At 69.5% G+C, this 18,222-nt stretch carries 14 protein-coding genes; 11 read left to right on the forward strand and 3 right to left on the reverse strand.

Features of this window, described 5'->3' with window-relative positions; all coding sequences use genetic code 11:
- Positions 1–13: 13 nt before the first annotated feature.
- A complete protein-coding gene (gene glmM, locus FVP77_RS16455) occupies positions 14–1,372 on the forward strand; it encodes a phosphoglucosamine mutase (protein ID WP_147895589.1) in 1,359 nt (452 codons plus the stop codon).
- Between the two features lie 73 nt (positions 1,373–1,445).
- Here glmM and FVP77_RS16460 read toward each other — a convergent pair whose 3' ends face one another.
- Positions 1,446–2,141, reverse strand: a complete 696-nt coding sequence (locus FVP77_RS16460) for a hypothetical protein (RefSeq protein WP_147895590.1) — start codon at positions 2,139–2,141, stop codon at positions 1,446–1,448.
- Positions 2,142–2,602: 461 nt separating this feature from the next.
- Between FVP77_RS16460 and FVP77_RS16465 the strand changes: the two genes are divergently transcribed.
- Both FVP77_RS16465 and FVP77_RS16470 read left to right on the forward strand, forming a co-directional pair.
- Complete coding sequence (locus tag FVP77_RS16465; protein WP_147895591.1) at positions 2,603–3,145, forward strand: NADPH-dependent FMN reductase; 543 nt, start codon at positions 2,603–2,605, stop codon at positions 3,143–3,145.
- On the forward strand, positions 3,142–3,657 hold the full coding sequence (locus tag FVP77_RS16470) for a flavin reductase family protein (RefSeq protein ID WP_147895592.1): 516 nt from the start codon (positions 3,142–3,144) through the stop codon (positions 3,655–3,657). The genes FVP77_RS16465 and FVP77_RS16470 overlap by 4 nt, the downstream gene beginning before the upstream one ends.
- Positions 3,658–3,670: 13 nt before the next feature.
- On the opposite strand, the gene FVP77_RS16475 is transcribed toward FVP77_RS16470, so the two are convergent.
- Positions 3,671–4,603, reverse strand: coding sequence for a Ppx/GppA phosphatase family protein (locus tag FVP77_RS16475; RefSeq protein WP_147895593.1), 933 nt, complete (start codon positions 4,601–4,603; stop codon positions 3,671–3,673).
- Between the two features lie 70 nt (positions 4,604–4,673).
- Here FVP77_RS16475 and coaA point away from each other — a divergent pair, with 70 nt between their 5' ends.
- From coaA to tsaE, 8 genes are all read left to right on the forward strand, one after another.
- Positions 4,674–5,627 (forward strand): type I pantothenate kinase, encoded by a 954-nt coding sequence (coaA, locus tag FVP77_RS16480; protein WP_147895594.1) that lies wholly within the window; start codon positions 4,674–4,676, stop codon positions 5,625–5,627.
- 288 nt (positions 5,628–5,915) lie between these two features.
- Positions 5,916–11,162, forward strand: a complete 5,247-nt coding sequence (locus FVP77_RS16485) for a choice-of-anchor G family protein (RefSeq protein ID WP_147895595.1) — start codon at positions 5,916–5,918, stop codon at positions 11,160–11,162.
- A 106-nt stretch (positions 11,163–11,268) separates the two neighbouring features.
- Positions 11,269–12,075 (forward strand): DUF5819 family protein, encoded by an 807-nt coding sequence (locus tag FVP77_RS16490; protein ID WP_147895596.1) that lies wholly within the window; start codon positions 11,269–11,271, stop codon positions 12,073–12,075.
- A complete protein-coding gene (locus FVP77_RS16495; RefSeq protein ID WP_147895597.1) occupies positions 12,072–13,229 on the forward strand; it encodes an HTTM domain-containing protein in 1,158 nt (385 codons plus the stop codon). The genes FVP77_RS16490 and FVP77_RS16495 overlap by 4 nt, the downstream gene beginning before the upstream one ends.
- Positions 13,230–13,386: 157 nt before the next feature.
- Entirely contained in the window at positions 13,387–15,237 is a 1,851-nt protein-coding gene (glmS, locus tag FVP77_RS16500) for a glutamine--fructose-6-phosphate transaminase (isomerizing) (protein WP_147895598.1), read from the forward strand.
- A gap of 32 nt (positions 15,238–15,269) precedes the next feature.
- Positions 15,270–15,635: a holo-ACP synthase gene (locus FVP77_RS16505; protein ID WP_147895599.1), complete on the forward strand. Its 366-nt coding sequence runs from the start codon at positions 15,270–15,272 to the stop codon at positions 15,633–15,635.
- A complete protein-coding gene (gene alr / locus FVP77_RS16510) occupies positions 15,632–16,756 on the forward strand; it encodes an alanine racemase (RefSeq protein ID WP_147895600.1) in 1,125 nt (374 codons plus the stop codon). Before FVP77_RS16505 ends, alr begins: the two co-directional genes overlap by 4 nt.
- Positions 16,753–17,256, forward strand: a complete 504-nt coding sequence (gene tsaE, locus FVP77_RS16515; protein WP_246134145.1) for a tRNA (adenosine(37)-N6)-threonylcarbamoyltransferase complex ATPase subunit type 1 TsaE — start codon at positions 16,753–16,755, stop codon at positions 17,254–17,256. The genes alr and tsaE overlap by 4 nt, the downstream gene beginning before the upstream one ends.
- Here the strand turns inward: tsaE and FVP77_RS16520 are convergent.
- Positions 17,234–18,172, reverse strand: coding sequence for an alpha/beta fold hydrolase (locus FVP77_RS16520; RefSeq protein WP_246134146.1), 939 nt, complete (start codon positions 18,170–18,172; stop codon positions 17,234–17,236). The genes tsaE and FVP77_RS16520 overlap by 23 nt on opposite strands.
- Positions 18,173–18,222: the final 50 nt, after the last annotated feature.

The following is an 18,222-nucleotide window of genomic DNA, read 5'->3' on the forward strand; positions in this document are numbered from 1 at the left end:
TCCGGCTGCCCGTATGCCGCTGTTCGGCACGGACGGGGTGCGGGGGCTGGCCAACGGCCCCCTCACCGCCGATCTCGCACTTCACCTGGCCCAGGCGACTGCCGTCGTCCTGGGCCAGGGCCGTTCTGCCGAGGCGCGTCGCGCCGAAGGCCGCCGGCTCACCGCCGTGGTCGCACGCGATCCGCGTGTCTCGGGGGAGTTCCTCTCCGCCGCCGTGGCGGCCGGCCTGGCATCTTCGGGCGTCGACGTCCTCGACGCGGGCGTGCTGCCGACCCCGGCTGCCGCCTACCTCATCGCCGACATCGACGCGGACTTCGGCGTCATGGTCTCGGCGTCGCACAATCCCGCGCCCGACAACGGCATCAAGATCTTCGCCCGCGGGGGAGTGAAGCTCCCCGACCTCGTCGAGCAGCGCATCGAGGCCGCGCTCGACGCCGAGAAGCTGCAGCCCACGGGTGCCGGCGTAGGACGCATCCGCGTCTTCGCCGACGCCGAAGACCGCTACGTCGTCCATCTGCTCGGATCTCTTCCGCACCGGCTCGACGGCATCCACGTCGTGCTCGACTGCGCGCATGGCGCAGCCTCGGGGGTCTCCCCGGAGACGTTCAAGGACGCCGGTGCGACGGTCACCGTGATCGGTGCCGACCCCGACGGCCTCAACATCAACGACGGCGTCGGCTCGACCTACCTCGACCACCTCGCCGAGACCGTTGTGCGCCTCGGCGCCGACGTGGGCATCGCGCACGACGGCGACGCCGACCGCTGCCTCGCCGTCGACGCGCAGGGCACGCACATCGACGGCGACCAGCTCATGGCGATCCTCGCGGTTTCGATGAAGGAGCGCGGCGTCCTCGCGTCCGACACGCTGGTCGCAACGGTCATGAGCAATCTCGGGCTCCATCGCGCGATGGAGGATCACGGCATCCGGGTGCTGCAGACGGCGGTCGGCGACCGTTACGTCCTCGAGGCGATGACCGAGGGGTCGTACTCGCTCGGGGGCGAGCAGTCGGGACACGTCATCATGAGCGAGCACGCGACGACGGGCGACGGTCTGCTGACCGGCCTCCACATCGTGGCCGAGATGGCGCGTCAGAAGAAGACGATGGCCGAGCTCGCCTCGATCATGACGGTCTACCCCCAGGTGCTCGTGAACGTCCGTGGCGTCGACCGCGCCCGCGTGGCCACGGACGCCGAGCTGCAGCGCGCGGTCGAGGAGGTGCGCGTCGAGCTCGGCGACACCGGACGCGTGCTCCTGCGCGCCTCGGGCACCGAGCCGCTCGTGCGCGTCATGGTCGAGGCTGCGGACGAGGCCTCCGCCCGGGAGTACGCCGACCGGCTCGCCGCCGTCGTGAGCGACCGACTGGCGCTCTGAGCACCGACACGCGAACCGCCGGGCCCCTGCGGCCGTGGGGGCCCGGCGGTGCTGTGCGCCAGGAGGCCCGTGGTCAGTCGACCGGCTCGGTGAGTCCCTCGATCATCGCCAGGTAGGCGAGGGCGGCCAGCGTCCACTCGACGGGCTCGCCGTCCATGCCCGGGGCGGTCAGCATCTCCGACTCGGGGGGAGCACCCATGCGGCGGTGGGTGACGACGCCTTCGACGATCGCACCGCCGGCGGTGGCGAGGTGGTGCCACTCGACCCCGGCTCGGGGGCGGCGGCCGAGGCGCTCGCACGCGGCGGCATAGAACTCGGTCATCGTCTCGCGGAAGTTGCGGTCCGACTCGCGCAGGGCCTCCGCGACGCGCTCTCGACGCCCGGGGGGAAGGCTGGGCAGGGTCGCGGCCAGCGCTTGACATGTCTGCCAGTGCGCCGAGGCCGCTGTGTCCTCGACGTTCTGGCGCAGTGTGAGCCGTATCGTCTCGCGGAGCACGGCATACGACCCGTCGCGGTCCCGAGATCCGTCGGGGCGCACCATCCGGTGTCCGTGCTCGGCAAGGGTCCGTTCGACGACATCGAGGGTCTCCTGGAAGATGCCGTCCGAGCCGTCGCTCTCGCTCAGCAGTTGCACCATCAAGCCGGTGAGCAGCTCCTCCTTCCCCCCGAATGCGGCGAAAGCGGAGCTGCGAGGCACTCCGACCTGCCGGATGAGTTCCTCCATGTTGAGGTGATGCAGGCTCACCGTGATGCCGCCCTCCGACAGCATCGCGCTTCCGGCTCGAAGGACGCGGGATCGGAGCTCGGCCCGGGGAAGCCGTCGGGAGCGCGTGTTTTGGACTGTGAGTCCTGAGTCTTGTCTTGTCGCGCTCTCTGCCATATCGTCGAGACTACCGACGGGATGCGCACCGTGCTCCGCACACGAAATCGCATCGCACCGGGGGGTCGTCGGTGTTCGCACCGCGTGCCCGGGACGCTCGTGCCTGACACGACTCCCGGGCACGTGCGCGTGCGCCCGCGAGACCCGAGGATGACGTCGTGTTTCGTGCCTCGCCCTTCGCCGCCCGGACGTGCTTATAGTGGAGGGGCAACGTAAGCCGTTGTGGGCCACCGGGCCAAAAGATCTCGGTGGAATGTGAGAGACGTCGACGTCGTCGAGTCCGCATGGTCCTCGGCTGATCTCCTCGTCGTCTCCTTTCCTGTTCCTCCGGCGGAAGTGCGAGATCTCGAATGACGGTAAAAGTAGCGGTGGTCGTGGGCAACCCGAAGCCGCAGTCCAGAACGCTCAAAGTGGCGACCACTCTCGTGGATCGCCTGCTCGAGCCCGGGTCGTTCGACCTGACGGTGATCGATCTCGTCGATCACCAGGCAGAGATCTTCGCGTGGCCCAGCGACGAGCTCGCACGGCTGAACACGCTGGTCGCCGAGAGCGACCTCGTCGTCTTCGCGTCTCCCACCTACAAAGCCACGTTCACCGGGCTGCTGAAGTCGTTCCTCGACCGCTACCCGGCCAACGGCCTTCGCGGCGTGGTCGCGATACCGGTGCTGACGGGGGCCGACCAGACCCACTCGATGGGGCCTACGTACACGTTCGCTCCGCTGCTCGCCGAGCTGGGGGCCGTCGTCCCCGGTCGGGGGTTCTACTTCGTCTCGAGCCAGATGGATCGCCTCGACGAGCTGGTGGAGACCGCCGCGGAAGAGTACCGCTCGAATCTCGCCCGCATCGCCGCTCTCGCGACGGCAGCTACCCGGAAGGAGGAGGTGGCACGATGACGATCTCGCAGCATCCGTCCGCCGCCATCGACCAGCGCACCCTGCGCGACACGCTCGGGCACTTCGCGTCGGGCGTCACGATCATCAGCGGAATCGACGACGCCGGACCCATCGGCTTCACCTGCCAGTCGTTCTACAGCGTCTCGATGGACCCGCCTCTGGTCTCCTTCAGCGTCATGAAGACCTCCACGACCTACCCGCGCATCCGCGAGACGGGCGCGTTCGCCGTCAACGTGCTCTCCGACCATCAGCACGGGATCTCGTCGCAGTTCGCGCGCAAGGGGACCGACAAGTGGGCGGGAGTCTCCTGGCGTCCGACCGCCGCAGGCAACCCGGTCATCGACGACTCGTCGATGTGGCTGGACTGCGAGATCTGGGCCGAGCACGAGGCCGGCGACCACCTCATCGTGATCGGCCGGGTGGTCGAGACGAGTCCCGCGGAATGGCACCGGCACGAGCCGCTGCTGTTCTTCAAGGGTGCGTACCGGCACCTCCGCGACCTCGCCAGTTGAGGCGAGACCCCGCTCAGCCCTGGGCGAGCGATTCGATGTAGCGCAGCAGCACTCCCTCACGGAGCGCCCACGGCGAGACCTCGAGCTCGTCGACGTCCATGGCCTTCATCGCCTGGTGCAGCACGACCGCACCGGCGACGATCTGGAACGTGCGATCGGGGGTGATCCCGGGAAGCTCCTGCCGCGCCTCGGCGGGGATGCGCGCGAGACGCGGTATCCAGTCCTTCAACGCCGCGCGCGGCAGCACCATGCGTTCGATCCCCGACCAGCCCGGTACGGGGAATCCCGCGAGCTTCGCGAGGGAACGGATGGCCTTCGACGACCCGACGACATGATCGGGGCGTGGGAGTGCGGCGAACCTCTCGGCGACGGGGGCCAGCACGGATGCGGCGTGGTCGCGCAGGGCCTCGATCTCGTCGTCGCGGGGAGGGTCGTCGGGAAGGAACTGCACCGTCATCCGGCCCGCGCCCAATGCGACGGATTCTGCGAGGTCGGGGAGTTCGTCGGCGCCGCCGGCGATCTCGAGCGAACCGCCGCCGATGTCGAAGAGCAGGATCTGACCGGCCGACCACCCGAACCACCGCCGCACGGCGAGGAACGTGAAGCGGGCCTCGGTCTCTCCGCCGAGCACCTGCAGCGGCTGGCCGAGAGCCGCCTCGATGCGCGCGATCACCTCGGCGCCGTTGACGGCGTCGCGGACGGCGGAGGTCGCCGTGGCCAGCAGCTCGTCGACGCCCTCGGTCTCGGCGCGGTGCCGCGCGCGGGTCACGGCTTCGACGAGGGCGCTCACGCCCTCCTCGGAGATCGCGCCGTCGGGAGTGAGGTACCGCATCAGGCGCAGGACCGTGCGGTCGCTCGTCCGTGCGGTCGGGCGCCCTCCGGCCCTGGCCGTCGCCACGAGCAGATGGACGGTGTTCGAACCGATGTCGAGAACCCCGAGACGCACCCTCCGACCTTACCGGCGGCGCGTCGGCTGCCTGCGCAGGGTGTCGGTCGGCCGGAGGTAGGGTCGGAGGGTGTCCGCTGCCGAGACCGCTGCACCCGCACCGTCGCTGAGCCCGTATCGCGACATCGCCCGCGCCGAGTGGGCGCGGATGGCCGCAGGCATGCCGCAGCCGCTCACCGAGACCGAGGTCGTGCAGCTGCGCGGAATCGGAGACCGGCTCGACCTGCGCGAGGTCCGCGAGGTGTACCTGCCCCTCAGCCGGCTGCTCAGTCTCTACGCCATGGCCACTCGACGGCTCGGTGCCGCGACGAGCGACTTCCTCGGCGAGCCCGATGCCACCACTCCCTTCGTCATCGGCGTCGCGGGGTCGGTCGCCGTCGGCAAGTCCACGATCGCGCGTCTGCTGCGCGAGCTGATGAGCCGGTGGTCCGACACGCCACGGGTGGAGCTCGTCACCACCGACGGCTTCCTCTACTCCAACGACGAACTCGAGCGGCGCGGCATCATGCACCGCAAGGGGTTCCCCGAGTCGTACGACCGCCGCGCCCTGGTCGATTTCGTCAGCCGCGTCAAGAGCGGCGATCCCGTGGTGCAGGCGCCGTTCTATTCGCACATGCGGTACGACATCATGCCCGACGCGCACGTCACCGTGAACCGTCCCGACGTGGTCATCGTGGAGGGGCTGAACGTCCTGCAACCACCGCCCTCGCCGAACGAGGTGGCCGTCAGCGACCTGTTCGACTTCTCCATCTACGTCGACGCGCACGCCGCCGACATCGAAGCCTGGTACGTCAGCCGGTTCCTGGCTCTGCGTCAGGGCGCGTTCGCCGATCCCACCTCCTACTTCCGTGTCTTCGCCGAGCTCAGCGATGACGAGGCGGTACAGACGGCATTGAAGTACTGGAACGAGATCAACCTCCCCAACCTGAAGGAGAACGTCCTCCCGACCCGTCACCGGGCGACCCTGGTGCTGCAGAAATCAGCCGACCACTCGGTCGAGCGCGTGCTTCTGCGCAAGGTCTGACGACGCGGCATCCCTTCCACCCGTGGTGGCGCGCCTGTCGTGCGCCCGTCGTCCGCGCCGGCTCGGAGGTCGGTGCGATCGCGTGATCCCGTCGGATCCCAGTAGGCACTACTGAGATCACGGAGTCGACGCGCCTCAGTAGTACCGGTACTCGGGAATACCTACGGGCATGCCCCAGCAACTGTTCAGGTCGCTCACAGGTTCACCTACGTTCGGGGCTAACGCCGCGCGCTCGCCCACAGATGCGCGGAGATCGTCAATGACGGCCGGAGCCGGGAGCAGCACACCATGAGTCTCGATCGCACACGCGTCCCCAAGATCAGGCAGAAAGTCCGTGCCCGCACTCGGAGCCTCGCGCTCCGGGCGACGGCGATGGTCGGCGTCAGCGCATTGGCGGTGTTCGGCGGGGCCACAGCGGCGCACGCAGCGCCGGGCGACTCATCGAACGCCAGCGGCACCTTCCTCGGCGGCTCGATCCTTGATCTCATCGATCTCGACGCGCTCGTCAACCTCGAAGGCGCGCAGGCGAGCAACGACGGGACGCCGCCCGAGGTGGTCGACTTCAACACCCTCGACCTCGGTGCGCTCGGCGTGGTGAACGTGACAGCCGAGGGCGGGATCCAGATCCCGGTCAGCTTCGCCGACGCGGGCGTGCTCGGGCAGTACGCCAGCGCCGACTCGGACGGATCGTCGTACGGTGCCTCCGGCGCCGTCGGCTCCGACGGCGTCGTCGGTGTCGGTCCGGTGCCCGGTTCGCCCCCCGGCCCCCTGACCCTCGACCTGACCGCCGCGGCCGGAGCACTCGGGTTGCCGCCCGCTCTGGTCAACGACGTCGCCGATGTCGACCTCTCCGTCGGCGTCGTGTCGGCCCAGGCCGAGCTCGTCGGCGCGACCGGCGTGACCCGTGACTACACCATCGCCGACGCGACGCTCACGCTCCAGAGCAACACCGTCTCCGGCCTCGCGGGCACCGTCAACTCGGCCATCGCGCCGCTGCAGACGACCGTCAACGGGCTGCAGACCACGATCAACGACCTGGTCAACGGCGTCGCCGGGTTCGCGCTCTCGTCGAACCTCACGGTGGGCACGACCAGCCTGACGGGCGCCGTCTCGAGCCTCTTGACCGGCCCGATCACGAGCCCCGACTATCCCGGAGTGGTCGTCAACCTCTCGACGGGCGTCATCTCGGTCGATCTCGAGCAGATCGTCGATCTCAACAACCTCGGAGTCGGGCAGGAGATCCTCAGCGCAGCGACCGTGCAGTACATCGAGGAGGCGGTGCTCGACGCGATCGAGGGCACGCTCGACGACGTCACCCAGACTCTCGTTGACGCCATCCGCGGCCTGACGGTCACCGGCGGCGTCTCCATCGACCTCGGCTTCCTCGGCACTCTGGACGCGCTCACGGTCAACACCACCGTGGGTGCGCTTGCGGACGGCAGCACGGCCGGAATCACCCTTCTCGGTCTCCCCGTACCCGTCCCGGGTCTGATCGGCGCCGTCGTCGGCGTGCTGACCGCGCCGCTCGACGCCGTCATCGACTCCGTGGCCGGAGTCGCCACCGCGGCACTCGGGCCGGTGAACGACGTGTTGCTCGAGGTCATCGATCTCGTCCTCCCGGGAGTGATCAGCCTGACGGCGAACAACCAGTCGGAGGCAGCGGGCGAGTACTCCATCACCGCGTTGATCCTCACGGTGCTCCCCGGAGTCGGCGGGGGCGTGCTCACGATCGACCTCGCGAACGCCACGGTCGGTCCCAACGTGATCGACGCCAGCCCCGATGTCACGATCATCGCGCCGACCCCGGGCCAGGTGTTCACGGTTCCCGACGCGGATGACACGTCCGACGTGACGGTCAGCGGTACGGGTGCCGACGGCGCGAACATCAGCGTCGCCATCCCCGGCCAGACGACCCAGACCGTGCCGGTCGTCGCGGGTGCCTGGACCGCGACGTTCCCCGACCTGCCGGTCGGCACGTACACCGCGACTGCGACGCAGGACGTGGACGGATCCACAGCATCCGTCACCTTCTCGGTCGCCGCGGCTCCCGACGTCGTCATCACCGCCCCGGCCGACGGAGACCAGTTTCCCGTCGCCGGCCCGCTCGACACGACCGACGTGGTCGTCTCGGGCACCGGCGCGGTCGATTCCATCGTCGATGTCGAACTCAGCAACGGCGACAGCGAGCCCGTCACCGTGGGTCCCGACGGCACCTGGACGGTGACCTTCGAAGACCTTCCGGTCGGGTCGTACACCGCCACCGCCACCCAGGAGATCGACGGCTCGACCGATACGGTCGACTTCTCCGTCGTCGAAGCGGTCGACGTGCAGATCCAGCAGCCGGTCGACGGGGCGGAGTTCGTCGTCGACGGCCCCGGTGACGTCACCGACGTGACCGTTTCGGGCATCGGCGCTCCGGGAGCCTCGATCGAGGTGACCATCCCCGGCATCGGAACGGAGTCGACCGACGTCGATCAGGACGGGGAGTGGGAGGTGGTCTTCGAAGACCTCCCTGTCGCCGAGTACACCGCGACCGCCGTGCAGGATGCCGACGGTTCGACCGACTCGGTGACGTTCGAGGTCGTCGCGGCCATCGACGTGACGATCCTCGCCCCGGTCGACGGCACGAACATCTTCGTGGACGACGACGGCGACACTGTCGACGTCACCGTCTCTGGTACGGGCCAGCCCGGCGAGACCGTCACGGTGACCATCCCCGGCCAGCCGACGCCCGCAGCAGCCACCGTGCTGGCGGACGGGACGTGGTCGGTGACCTTCCCGGGCCTCCCCGTGGGCGACTACACCGCCACCGCGACCCAGAGCGACGGGTCGACCGACACGACGTCGTTCGCGATCGTTCCCGAGGACGACGTGGCCATCGCCACGCCGACGCCGGGCCAGGTGATCGTCGTGCCCGACACGGGCGACGTCGCCGACGTGCTCGTCTCGGGTACCGGCCAGCCGGGAGCGATCATCACCGTCGTCCTCGATGAGGACGAGACCCTGACCGACGAGGTCGACGGCGACGGCAACTGGAGCGTGCTCTTCGACGACGTGGGCGAGGGCGGACACACCGCTGTCGCAACCCAGGACGTCGACGGATCCACCGACAGCGTGGACTTCTCGATCGAGGCCGCCGATGACGTGGTCATCGAGGAGCCCGCGGACGGCGACGTGATCCTCGTCGACGGGCCGGCCGATACCGCGGTCGTCGAGGTCTCTGGTATCGGTCAGCCGGGAGCTGTCATCACTCTTACGGGCGATGACTTCCCGACGCAGACCGCGACCGTGACCGAGCAGGGCACGTGGACGTCGACGCTCCCGGCCCTGGGGCTCGGGGAGTACACGGTCACCGCGACGCAGGACATCGACGGGTCGACCGACACGGTGACCTTCACGATCGATGACCGTGCCGACGTGACGATCACCGACCCGGACGACGGCGACGTCATCCTGGTGCCGGATGAGGGAGACACCACCACGATCACCGTGACAGGAACGGGCAACCCCGGCTCCACCGTCACGGTCACGATCCCGGGCCTGGACCCGGTGCCGACCGAGGTCGAGGACGACGGCACCTGGACGGTGGACGTTCCGAACGTCCCCGAAGGGGAGCACGTCATCACGGCCACGCAGGACGACGGATCGTCGACCTCGGTGACCGTCTCGGTCGAAGCCGCGGACGACGTCACCATCACGTCGCCCGATCCCGGCGAGGAGTTCACCGTCGACGGTGTCGACGACACGACGGACGTCGTCGTCACCGGAACCGGCCAGCCCGGCGCGACGGTCACCGTCGTGCTCGAGGGCACCGATCTCGAAGAGGACGCGCTCGTGCTCGAGAACGGCACCTGGACGGTCACGTTCGAGGACGTCGAGGTCGGCGACTACACCGCCGTCGCGACCCAGGACGTGGACGGCTCGGAGGCCGAGGTCGACTTCTCGGTCGTCGCCGAGATCACGCCGGTCGCGATCGTCTCACCGGATGACGGCGAGGAGATCACCGTCGAGGCCACGGGCGACACCACCACGGTGACCGTGTCCGGAACCGGCGAGCCCGGCGCCGAGGTGGAGGTCGAGCTCGACGGAGTTGTAGGAGTCGAGACGGCCACCGTCCTCGAGGACGGCACCTGGGAGGTCACCTTCCAGGACGTCGAGGTCGGCGACTACACCGCCACCGCGACCCAGGACGCCGACGGGTCGACCGACTCGGTCGACTTCTCGGTGGCCGTCGAGGGAGCGGTCGACGCGATCGACGCTGACGGTGTGGATGCCGATGGTGTGGATGCTGACGGTGTGGATGCCGATGGTGTGGATGCTGACGGTGTGGATGCCGATGGTGTGGATGCTGACGGTGTGGATGCCGATGGTGTGGATGCTGACGGTGTGGATGCTGACGGTGTGGATGCTGACGGTGTGGATGCTGACGGTGTGGATGCCGATGGTGTGGATGCTGACGGTGTGGATGCCGATGCGGACACGGATGCTGATGCTGACGGTGTGGATGCTGACGTCGACACGGATGCTGACGGTGTGGACGCCGATGCGGACACGGATGCTGATGCTGACGGTGTGGATGCTGACGCCGACACGGATGCTGACGCTGATACGGATGCTGACGCTGACACGGATGCTGACGCTGACACGGATGCTGACGCTGACACGGATGCTGACGCTGACACGGATGCTGACGCTGACGGCATGGACGCTGACGCTGACACGGATGTCGACGGCACGGATGCCGATGCCGACGCCGACGCCGACGCCGACGCCGACGGCATGGACGCAGATGCTGACGGCATCGACGCGGACGCCGCTGACGCTGACACGGATGCTGCCGACGCTGACACGGATGCTGCGGACGCTGACACGGATGCTGCCGACGCTGACACGGACGCCGACGCCGACGCCGACGCTGATACGGATGCCGATGCTGACGCTGACACGGATGCTGCCGACGCCGACACGGATGCTGCCGACGCCGACACGGATGCTGCCGACGCTGACACGGATGCTGCGGACGCCGACACGGATGCTGACGCCGACGGTGCTGATGCTGATGCTGATGCTGACGGGAGCGACGCGGACGCAACGGACGGTGGGCAGACCACCGCTCCCGAAGCGGCCGTGACCCAGACGCGGATCGTGCGGGGTACCGGAGTGACTCAGGTCGTCGTCGGAACCGGGTTCGAGCCGGGTGAGACCGTTTCGGCCACCGTCCTGTCGACACCGTTCGAGCTGGCGCCCGTGGTCGCCGACGCCGCCGGAAACGTGCGGTTCACCTTCCCGGTCGGGCCCACCTTCGAACTCGGTGCACACCGCGTCGAGGTCCGGGGCTCGGTATCTGGAGAGCTGCCGACCGACCGCGAGCGCACCGCGTTCACGGTGGTGGCTGCCCCGGCCGGGCCCGGGACGCTCCCGGCGACGGGTGGAGATCTGAACGGTCTGGCACTCGGAGGGCTCGGTATGGCGATGCTGATCGCCGGTGCTGCGGCACTGACGATCCGCCGTCGGAACACCGCTGAAGAGAGGTAGGGCGGTGGGTAAGCCTCGGGCGGGCTTCCCCACCGTCACAACCAACGCCGCCGGTGACGGAACCACTCCGTCGCCGGCGGCGGCCCCTCCTCGCGGAGGGCCGGTCATGGCGGTCGCGACGGCCCTGACGCTGGTGATCGTCGCCGGCTACGTGTTCATCAGTGCCGCGTTCACTTTTCCGCCGAGCGCGGCGCAGGCCACCGTGCGCCAGACCTTCGCTCCATACTTCTCGCAGCAGTGGAACGTGTTCGCCCCGAACATCATGCGGTCGAACCGCGAGCTCCAGGTGCAGGTGCAGTGGCGCGAGGACGGCGAGCTCGTCCACAGCGACTGGATCGACGTGACGAACATCGAATTCGCGGCGGCCCGCGGCATCCCGCTTCCCTCTCGCATCTCGAAGAGCTCGTTCAACGCGGCCCAGGCCTACATGTCGCGCTACAACTCCCTGTCGAGCCCCCAGAAGACCCGGGTGCGCGACACCTTCATCGAAGCGTTGGGGGGCGGAGAGTTCGCGCCGATACAGGACTCCACACTGCTCGACGAGATCGACGCCGCGGGATCCGATGGCGGTGACGAGGAGTTCGAACCGGTCACCGATTCCGATGTCGTCGACGAGAGCGCCGCGACCGAGGCGAGCGGCAACCGCTCGGCCGTCGTGCGGTTCCTGCGGTACGACTACATGCTGGTGCGCTTCGCGGCCGCGTTCGGCTCCGCATACTTCGACCAGGACGTAGAGCGCGTCCGCTGGCGTGTCGAGACACAGCGCACCAACGACTTCCTGCACCGGTTCGACGATGAACCGCAGTCGGAGGCTTCGGTCGTCACCTTCGGATGGCGCCAGCCCGGTCGTGAGGTCGACCCCGAAGTGCTCGCCATCTTCGACGACGTCGTGGAGAGGTACACCGGACGATGACCGACACGCGCACTCCGGAACAGCCGCCTCGTACACCACGTCTGGGTCGTATCCCGAGTCCGGCGCGGCTGTGGACCGGTCTTTCCGGATGGCTCACCGAGCGCAAGCACTCCACGATCAGCTTCTCCGTGATGCGCGTGCTGCTCTCGGCGGCGATGCTCGCGGTTCTCGTGCCCAGCCTCCCCGACCGTCACTACCTGTGGGGCGCGGGGTCGTGGTGGGTCGAGCCCGAGGCGAGCCGGCGCGGATGGTGGGAGCCGCTGCGTCTTCTCTTCTCCAAAGACAGCATCCTTCTGTTCGACATCGCCTACGGGGCCTTGCTGGTGCTGGTGCTCGTCTTCCTCGCCGGCTGGAAGACGCGCTGGGTCACCCCGGTGCTGCTCCTGTTCTGGGTGGGGCTGTCCACCAACAGCACGCTGCTCACGAACGGTGGCGACACGCTCATGCGGATCGTGCTGCTGTTCGCGGTCTTCGCCGACCTCAGCTCCCACTTCTCGGTGGACGCGTGGCTGCGACGTCGACGAGGAGGGGTCTCCGGGCCTCGCCCGCGGTGGCTGCGGAGCGTGCCGGCATGGGTGTCGAACTGGGCGCACAACACCGTGCTGATCCTGTGCGTCTACCAGATCCTGCTGGTGTATCTCGTCTCGTCGGTGCTGAAGCTGGCCGGTGAGGAATGGCTGCAGGGAACGGCCATCTACTACGCGCTCAGCATCGACCAGTTCCGTGTGCTCCCGGGCCTCAGCGACCTGGTCTGGCAGTTCACGCCCGGCGTGATGGTGGCGACCTGGACGGCACTGTGGGTGCAGCTGCTCTTCCCCGTGCTGATCCTCTGGCGACCGACCCGTTACGTCGCTGTCGTACTGATCACGGGTATGCACCTCGGCATCGCGGTCCTGCTCGGGCTCTGGCCCTTCTCGCTGACGATGATCGCGCTCGATCTCCTGCTCGTGCGCGATCGGTCGTGGACACGCGCGTGGGGAGGCGCGAGAAGGGTCGGTCGGGCCGCGAGACGCGTGATCGACGACGCGTGGGCGGTCGACGGCGGAGCCGGCCGGGGGAGCGGTGGCACCCCGCGGGGGCGTACTCGCCCGGTCCGAGGGCCTCGACGTCCGACCCGCGAGCCCCAGCCCACGCCCGACAGCCGGGCGCTCTGACCTGTCGCGGGCCGGTTCGGGGCGCGTTCCTCGCCTCGGGGCGGGGTATTGCGCGCCTCAACCGGAGGAACGCGCCCCGATCCCGCGCCGCCGTGTCGGCGGGGCGGGCGCGCGTTCGAAGCCGACGGACAGGTCGCCGCGCCTAGGATGAATCCCTATGTGCGGAATCATCGGATACGTCGGCCCCCGGCAGAGTCAGAGCATCCTTCTCGCGGGCCTCGCCCGACTCGAATACCGCGGATACGACTCGGCCGGTGTCGCCGTGATCGACGCCGATGGCGGCCTCGGCATGCGCAAGCGCGCGGGCAAGCTCGCGGTGCTGCGCGACGATCTCGTCGAGCACCCGCTGAGCGACGGCACCACCGGCATCGGGCACACCCGGTGGGCGACCCACGGCGGACCGACCGACTCCAACGCGCACCCGCACCTGGCCGACGACGACAAGCTCGCCGTCATCCACAACGGCATCATCGAGAACTTCTCCGAGCTGAAGGCTGAACTGGTCAGCGACGGCTACACGTTCCTCAGCCAGACCGACACCGAGGTCGCAGCCGTGCTCATCGGTCGCGAGTACCGCAGGACCGGCGACCTCGTCGCCGCGTTCCGTGCCGTCGTCTCCCGTCTGGAGGGCGCCTACACGCTCCTCGCGATGCACCAGGACCACCCGGGACTCGTCGTCGGCGCGCGCCGCAACTCGCCGCTGGTGATCGGTCTGGGCGACGGCGAGAACTTCCTCGGCTCCGATGTCGCCGCCTTCGTCGAGCACACGCGCCACGCGCTGGCCATCGGACAGGACGAGATCGTGGCGATCACCCCGTCGGGCGTCGAGGTCACCGACTTCGCCGGCGCACCGGTCGAGGTCGAACCGTTCGAGGTGACCTGGGACGCCTCGGCGGCGGAGAAGGGCGGATGGTCGTCGTTCATGGCCAAGGAGGTCTCGGAAGAGCCCGACGCCGTCTCCAACACGCTCCGCGGCCGCCTCCACGACGGTGCTGTCGTCATCCCCGAGCTCGAAGGACTCGACGACCTGTTCCGCGACGTATCGCGGGTCATCGTCATCGCCTGCGGAACCGCCGCCTACGCCGGCCAGGTCGGCAAGTACGCCCTCGAGCAGTGGACCCGCGTGCCGGTCGACGTCGAACTCGCCCACGAGTTCCGCTACCGCGATCCGGTGCTCGGCCCCGACACTCTCGTCGTCTCCATCAGCCAGTCGGGCGAGACCATGGACACCCTGATGGCGGTGAAGTACGCGCGTGAGCGCGGTGCGAAGACCCTGTCGATCTGCAACACGCAGGGCGCGACGATCCCGCGCGAGTCCGACGCGGTCGTCTACACCCACGCCGGCCCGGAGGTCGCCGTCGCCTCGACCAAGGCATTCGTCGCGCAGATCACCGCGCTCTACCTCTTCGGCCTCCACGTCGCGCGCCTGCGCGGGTCGCTCTCGCCCGTCGAGATCGCCGACCACGTGGTCGAGCTCGAGGCGGTGCCGGGCAAGATCGCGCAGATCCTCGAGCGCGAGCAGCCCCGCATCGAGCAGTTCGCGCACTGGATGGCCGACACGCGCTCCGTGCTCTTCCTCGGTCGGCACGTCGGTTTCCCGATCGCGATGGAGGGCGCGCTCAAGCTGAAGGAGCTCGCGTACATCCACGCCGAGGGGTTCGCCGCCGGTGAGCTGAAGCACGGCCCCATCGCACTCATCGAAGCCGGACAGCCGGTGTTCGTGATCGTCCCCTCGCCGCGCGGCTCGGGCGAGCTGCACCGCAAGGTGATCTCGAGCATCGAGGAGATCAGCGCCCGCGGCGCCCGGGTCATCGCGATCGCCGAGGAAGGCGACGCGGCCGTGCTCCCGCAGGCCGACGAGGTGCTCCGCATCCCGCTCGCGGGGCCCCTGTTCGAGCCGCTGCTCGCCGTCGTGCCGCTGCACATCTTCGCGATGGGGCTCGCGACGGCGAAGGGTCTCGACGTCGACCAGCCGCGCAACCTCGCGAAGTCCGTCACGGTCGAATAGGCACCGCCCGCAGGGCGCAGAAGGAGCACTCGGTGATCGTCGGCATCGGCGTCGACCTGGTCGACATCGCACGGTTCGAGCGGTCGATCGTGCGTACCCCTCGGCTGCTCACGCGGTTGTTCTCGCCGGACGAGCGGATGCTGAAGCCGCGGTCGCTCGCTGCACGCTACGCCGCGAAGGAAGCCCTCATCAAGGCTCTCGGCGGCTCCGACGGCGTGCACTGGAGCGAGATCGAGATCGCGTCCGAAGCATCCGGGAGGCCTCTGTTCCGTCTGTCCGGATCGACGGCGGCCGTGCTCACCGAGCGCGGCATCACCGCCGTGCACCTCTCGATGAGCCACGACGCGGGAATCGCGACGGCCTACGTGGTCGCCGAAGCAGAGAAGGGTGCGGCATGAACCGACTCCCCACCGGACGCCTGCGCGAAGCGCGCATCGACGTCGAGGCGATCGCTGACAACGTACGACACCTCCGACGGCTCACCGACTCCGAGGTCATCGCCGTGGTCAAGGCCGACGGGTACGGGCACGGAGCTTTCCGCTCGGCCGTCGCCGCGCTGCAGGGCGGGGCCACCCGCATCGGTGTCGCCGACGTCGCGGAAGCGCTCGCGCTGCGCCGCGCGGGGATCCGCGCACCGATCCTGGCCTGGTTGCACGCGCCGGGGGAGACGTTCGACGACGCGGTCGCCGCCGACATCGAGCTCGGCATCTCCGGACTCGATCAGCTGCTGCAGGTCGCTGCCGCCGCATCCACGTCGCGCCCCGTCTCGGTGCATCTCAAGATCGAGACCGGCCTGTCGCGCAACGGGATCGCCCCCGCCGATTACCGAGTGGTCTTCGCGGAGGCCGCGCGCCTCGAGCGCATCGGCAAGCTCACGGTCGTCGGACTCTTCTCGCACCTGTCGAACACCTCTCCCGAAGACGACCGCGCCGCGCTCGCCGCGTTCCAGGAGGGCGTCGTGCTGGCGGCGTCGGCGGGGCTCCACCCGCCGCTGCGCCACATCGCCGCGACCCACGCCGCCATCGCCCTGCCGGAGTCGCGGATGGGATGCGTGCGTATCGGCATCGGCATCTACGGACTCTCGCCGTTCGCCGATCGCTCGTCGGCCGACCTCGGTCTTCGGCCGGCGATGACGCTGCGCTCGGTGGTGGCCGCGGTGCGCCGGGTGCCAGCGGGTACGGGCGTGTCGTACGGGTACGACTACCGCACCGAGCGCGACACCACCCTCGCTCTCGTGCCGTTGGGCTACGCCGACGGCGTGCCGCGGCAGGCCTCGGGATCGGGGCCCGTCCGCATCGGCGGCGCCGAGTACCGCGTCGCCGGACGTATCGCGATGGATCAGTTCGTCGTCGACGTCGGCGACGCCCCCGTCGCGGTCGGCGACGAGGTCGTCCTGTTCGGCGACCCGACCCTCGGATTCCCCGCCGCATCGGACTGGGCGGATGCCGCCGGCACGATCGACTACGAGATCGTCACCCGCATCGGCCCGCGCGTGCCGCGCGTGCAGGTGTCGTCGTGACCGTCCCCGCCGAGCTGCTCGGCACGCGCGAGGTCACGACCGCGGCCGACATGGACGGGCTCGGCCGCGCGATCGGTGCCGCCCTCGAGCCGGGCGACGTCGTCGTGCTGAACGGTCCGCTGGGGGCCGGGAAGACCACGCTGACGCGGGGGATCGGTGCCGGTCTCGGGATCCGCGGGCCGGTGCAGAGCCCCACCTTCGTGCTCGCCCGGACGCATCCGTCCCTGGTCGGCGGCCCACCCCTCGTGCACGTCGATGCCTACCGGCTCGGGTCGGCGGTGGAGCTCGACGACCTCGACATCGACGTCGACCGTTCCGTCGTCGTGGTGGAGTGGGGCGGCGGCATGGCCGAGCACCTCGCCGACGCGTGGTGGGAGATCGATCTGGTCCGTCAGACGGGCGGACGCGGCATCGATACGGCCTGCGGCGACCTCTCGCGCGCGAGCGCCGACCTCGACGCCGACGCGCCGCGGACGGTCACGATCTCGCGGCGGCCCTGAGGGCGGGCGCCGCTGTGGGGGCGATCACGTCCGCGAGGGCCGTCAGCACTTCGTCGGCACGCTCGACGCCCGCGTAGTGGCCGGCGTCAGGCAGGCGCACCGCCGAGAAGTCCCTGATCCTGCGGGCGAACCACGCGTCGTCGGACGGAGGGGAGAACACGTCGCGCTCTCCGGCGACAGACCGCACGGCACAGCGGATGCGTCGCCAGCGGCGATCGTCGTAGGTGCGCGCCGCTCGGGCTGCGCGCAAGAACGCGACCGGCCGGATCTCGTCGGCAAGGGCGTCCGACACCGAACGATCGACCTCGTTCGGATGGCGGAACAGCGGGGCCGCGAAGGCGCGGAGGAGTCCGACGTTCCGCAGGAAGCGAAGGAGCGGATCCGACGCGCGGCCGAGTCCGTGCAGGACGCGCATGGCGAGCAGCATGCCCGCGAACCCGGGAAGCCGGAGCCCGCCATGGAAGGGGCGGCGGAGGACGTCGAGCACCCCGCCGCCGCTCGCGGAGACGAGGCCGACCGCGAGCGTCTCCTCCGGATGCCTGGCGGCGATGTCGAGGGCGACGAAGCCGCCGAGGGAATGCCCGACCAGTCGCCACCGGTCGTATCCCAGAGCGCGGACGACATCGACGATGGCCGCGGACAGATGCTCGAGCGACGGGGCGCGCACGCCGCTGTCGCCCCAGCCCGGGAGATCGATCAGCACGACGTCGGTCAGCGGGTGCGTGGAGCGGTCGGCTGCCGCGAGCAGCGGCGTCCAGGTCGTCCACCGTGCCGCAGCGCCATGGAGCATCACCACGGCCGGACCGCCGGCGCGCCGTCCTGCATACGAGGTGACCGCACCGACGGCCGTCGGCACGACGACCCGGCTCAGCCCCAGGGGGGCCTCGTTCACTTCGAGGGCGGTCGGCGCGGTCACGTGCTCTATTCGTGGCCGCAGCCCCTTCGGATGGCCGGCGGCGGAGGCGA

The organism is Microbacterium hatanonis (assembly GCF_008017415.1).
In the GTDB taxonomy this organism is placed as follows: domain Bacteria; phylum Actinomycetota; class Actinomycetes; order Actinomycetales; family Microbacteriaceae; genus Microbacterium; species Microbacterium hatanonis.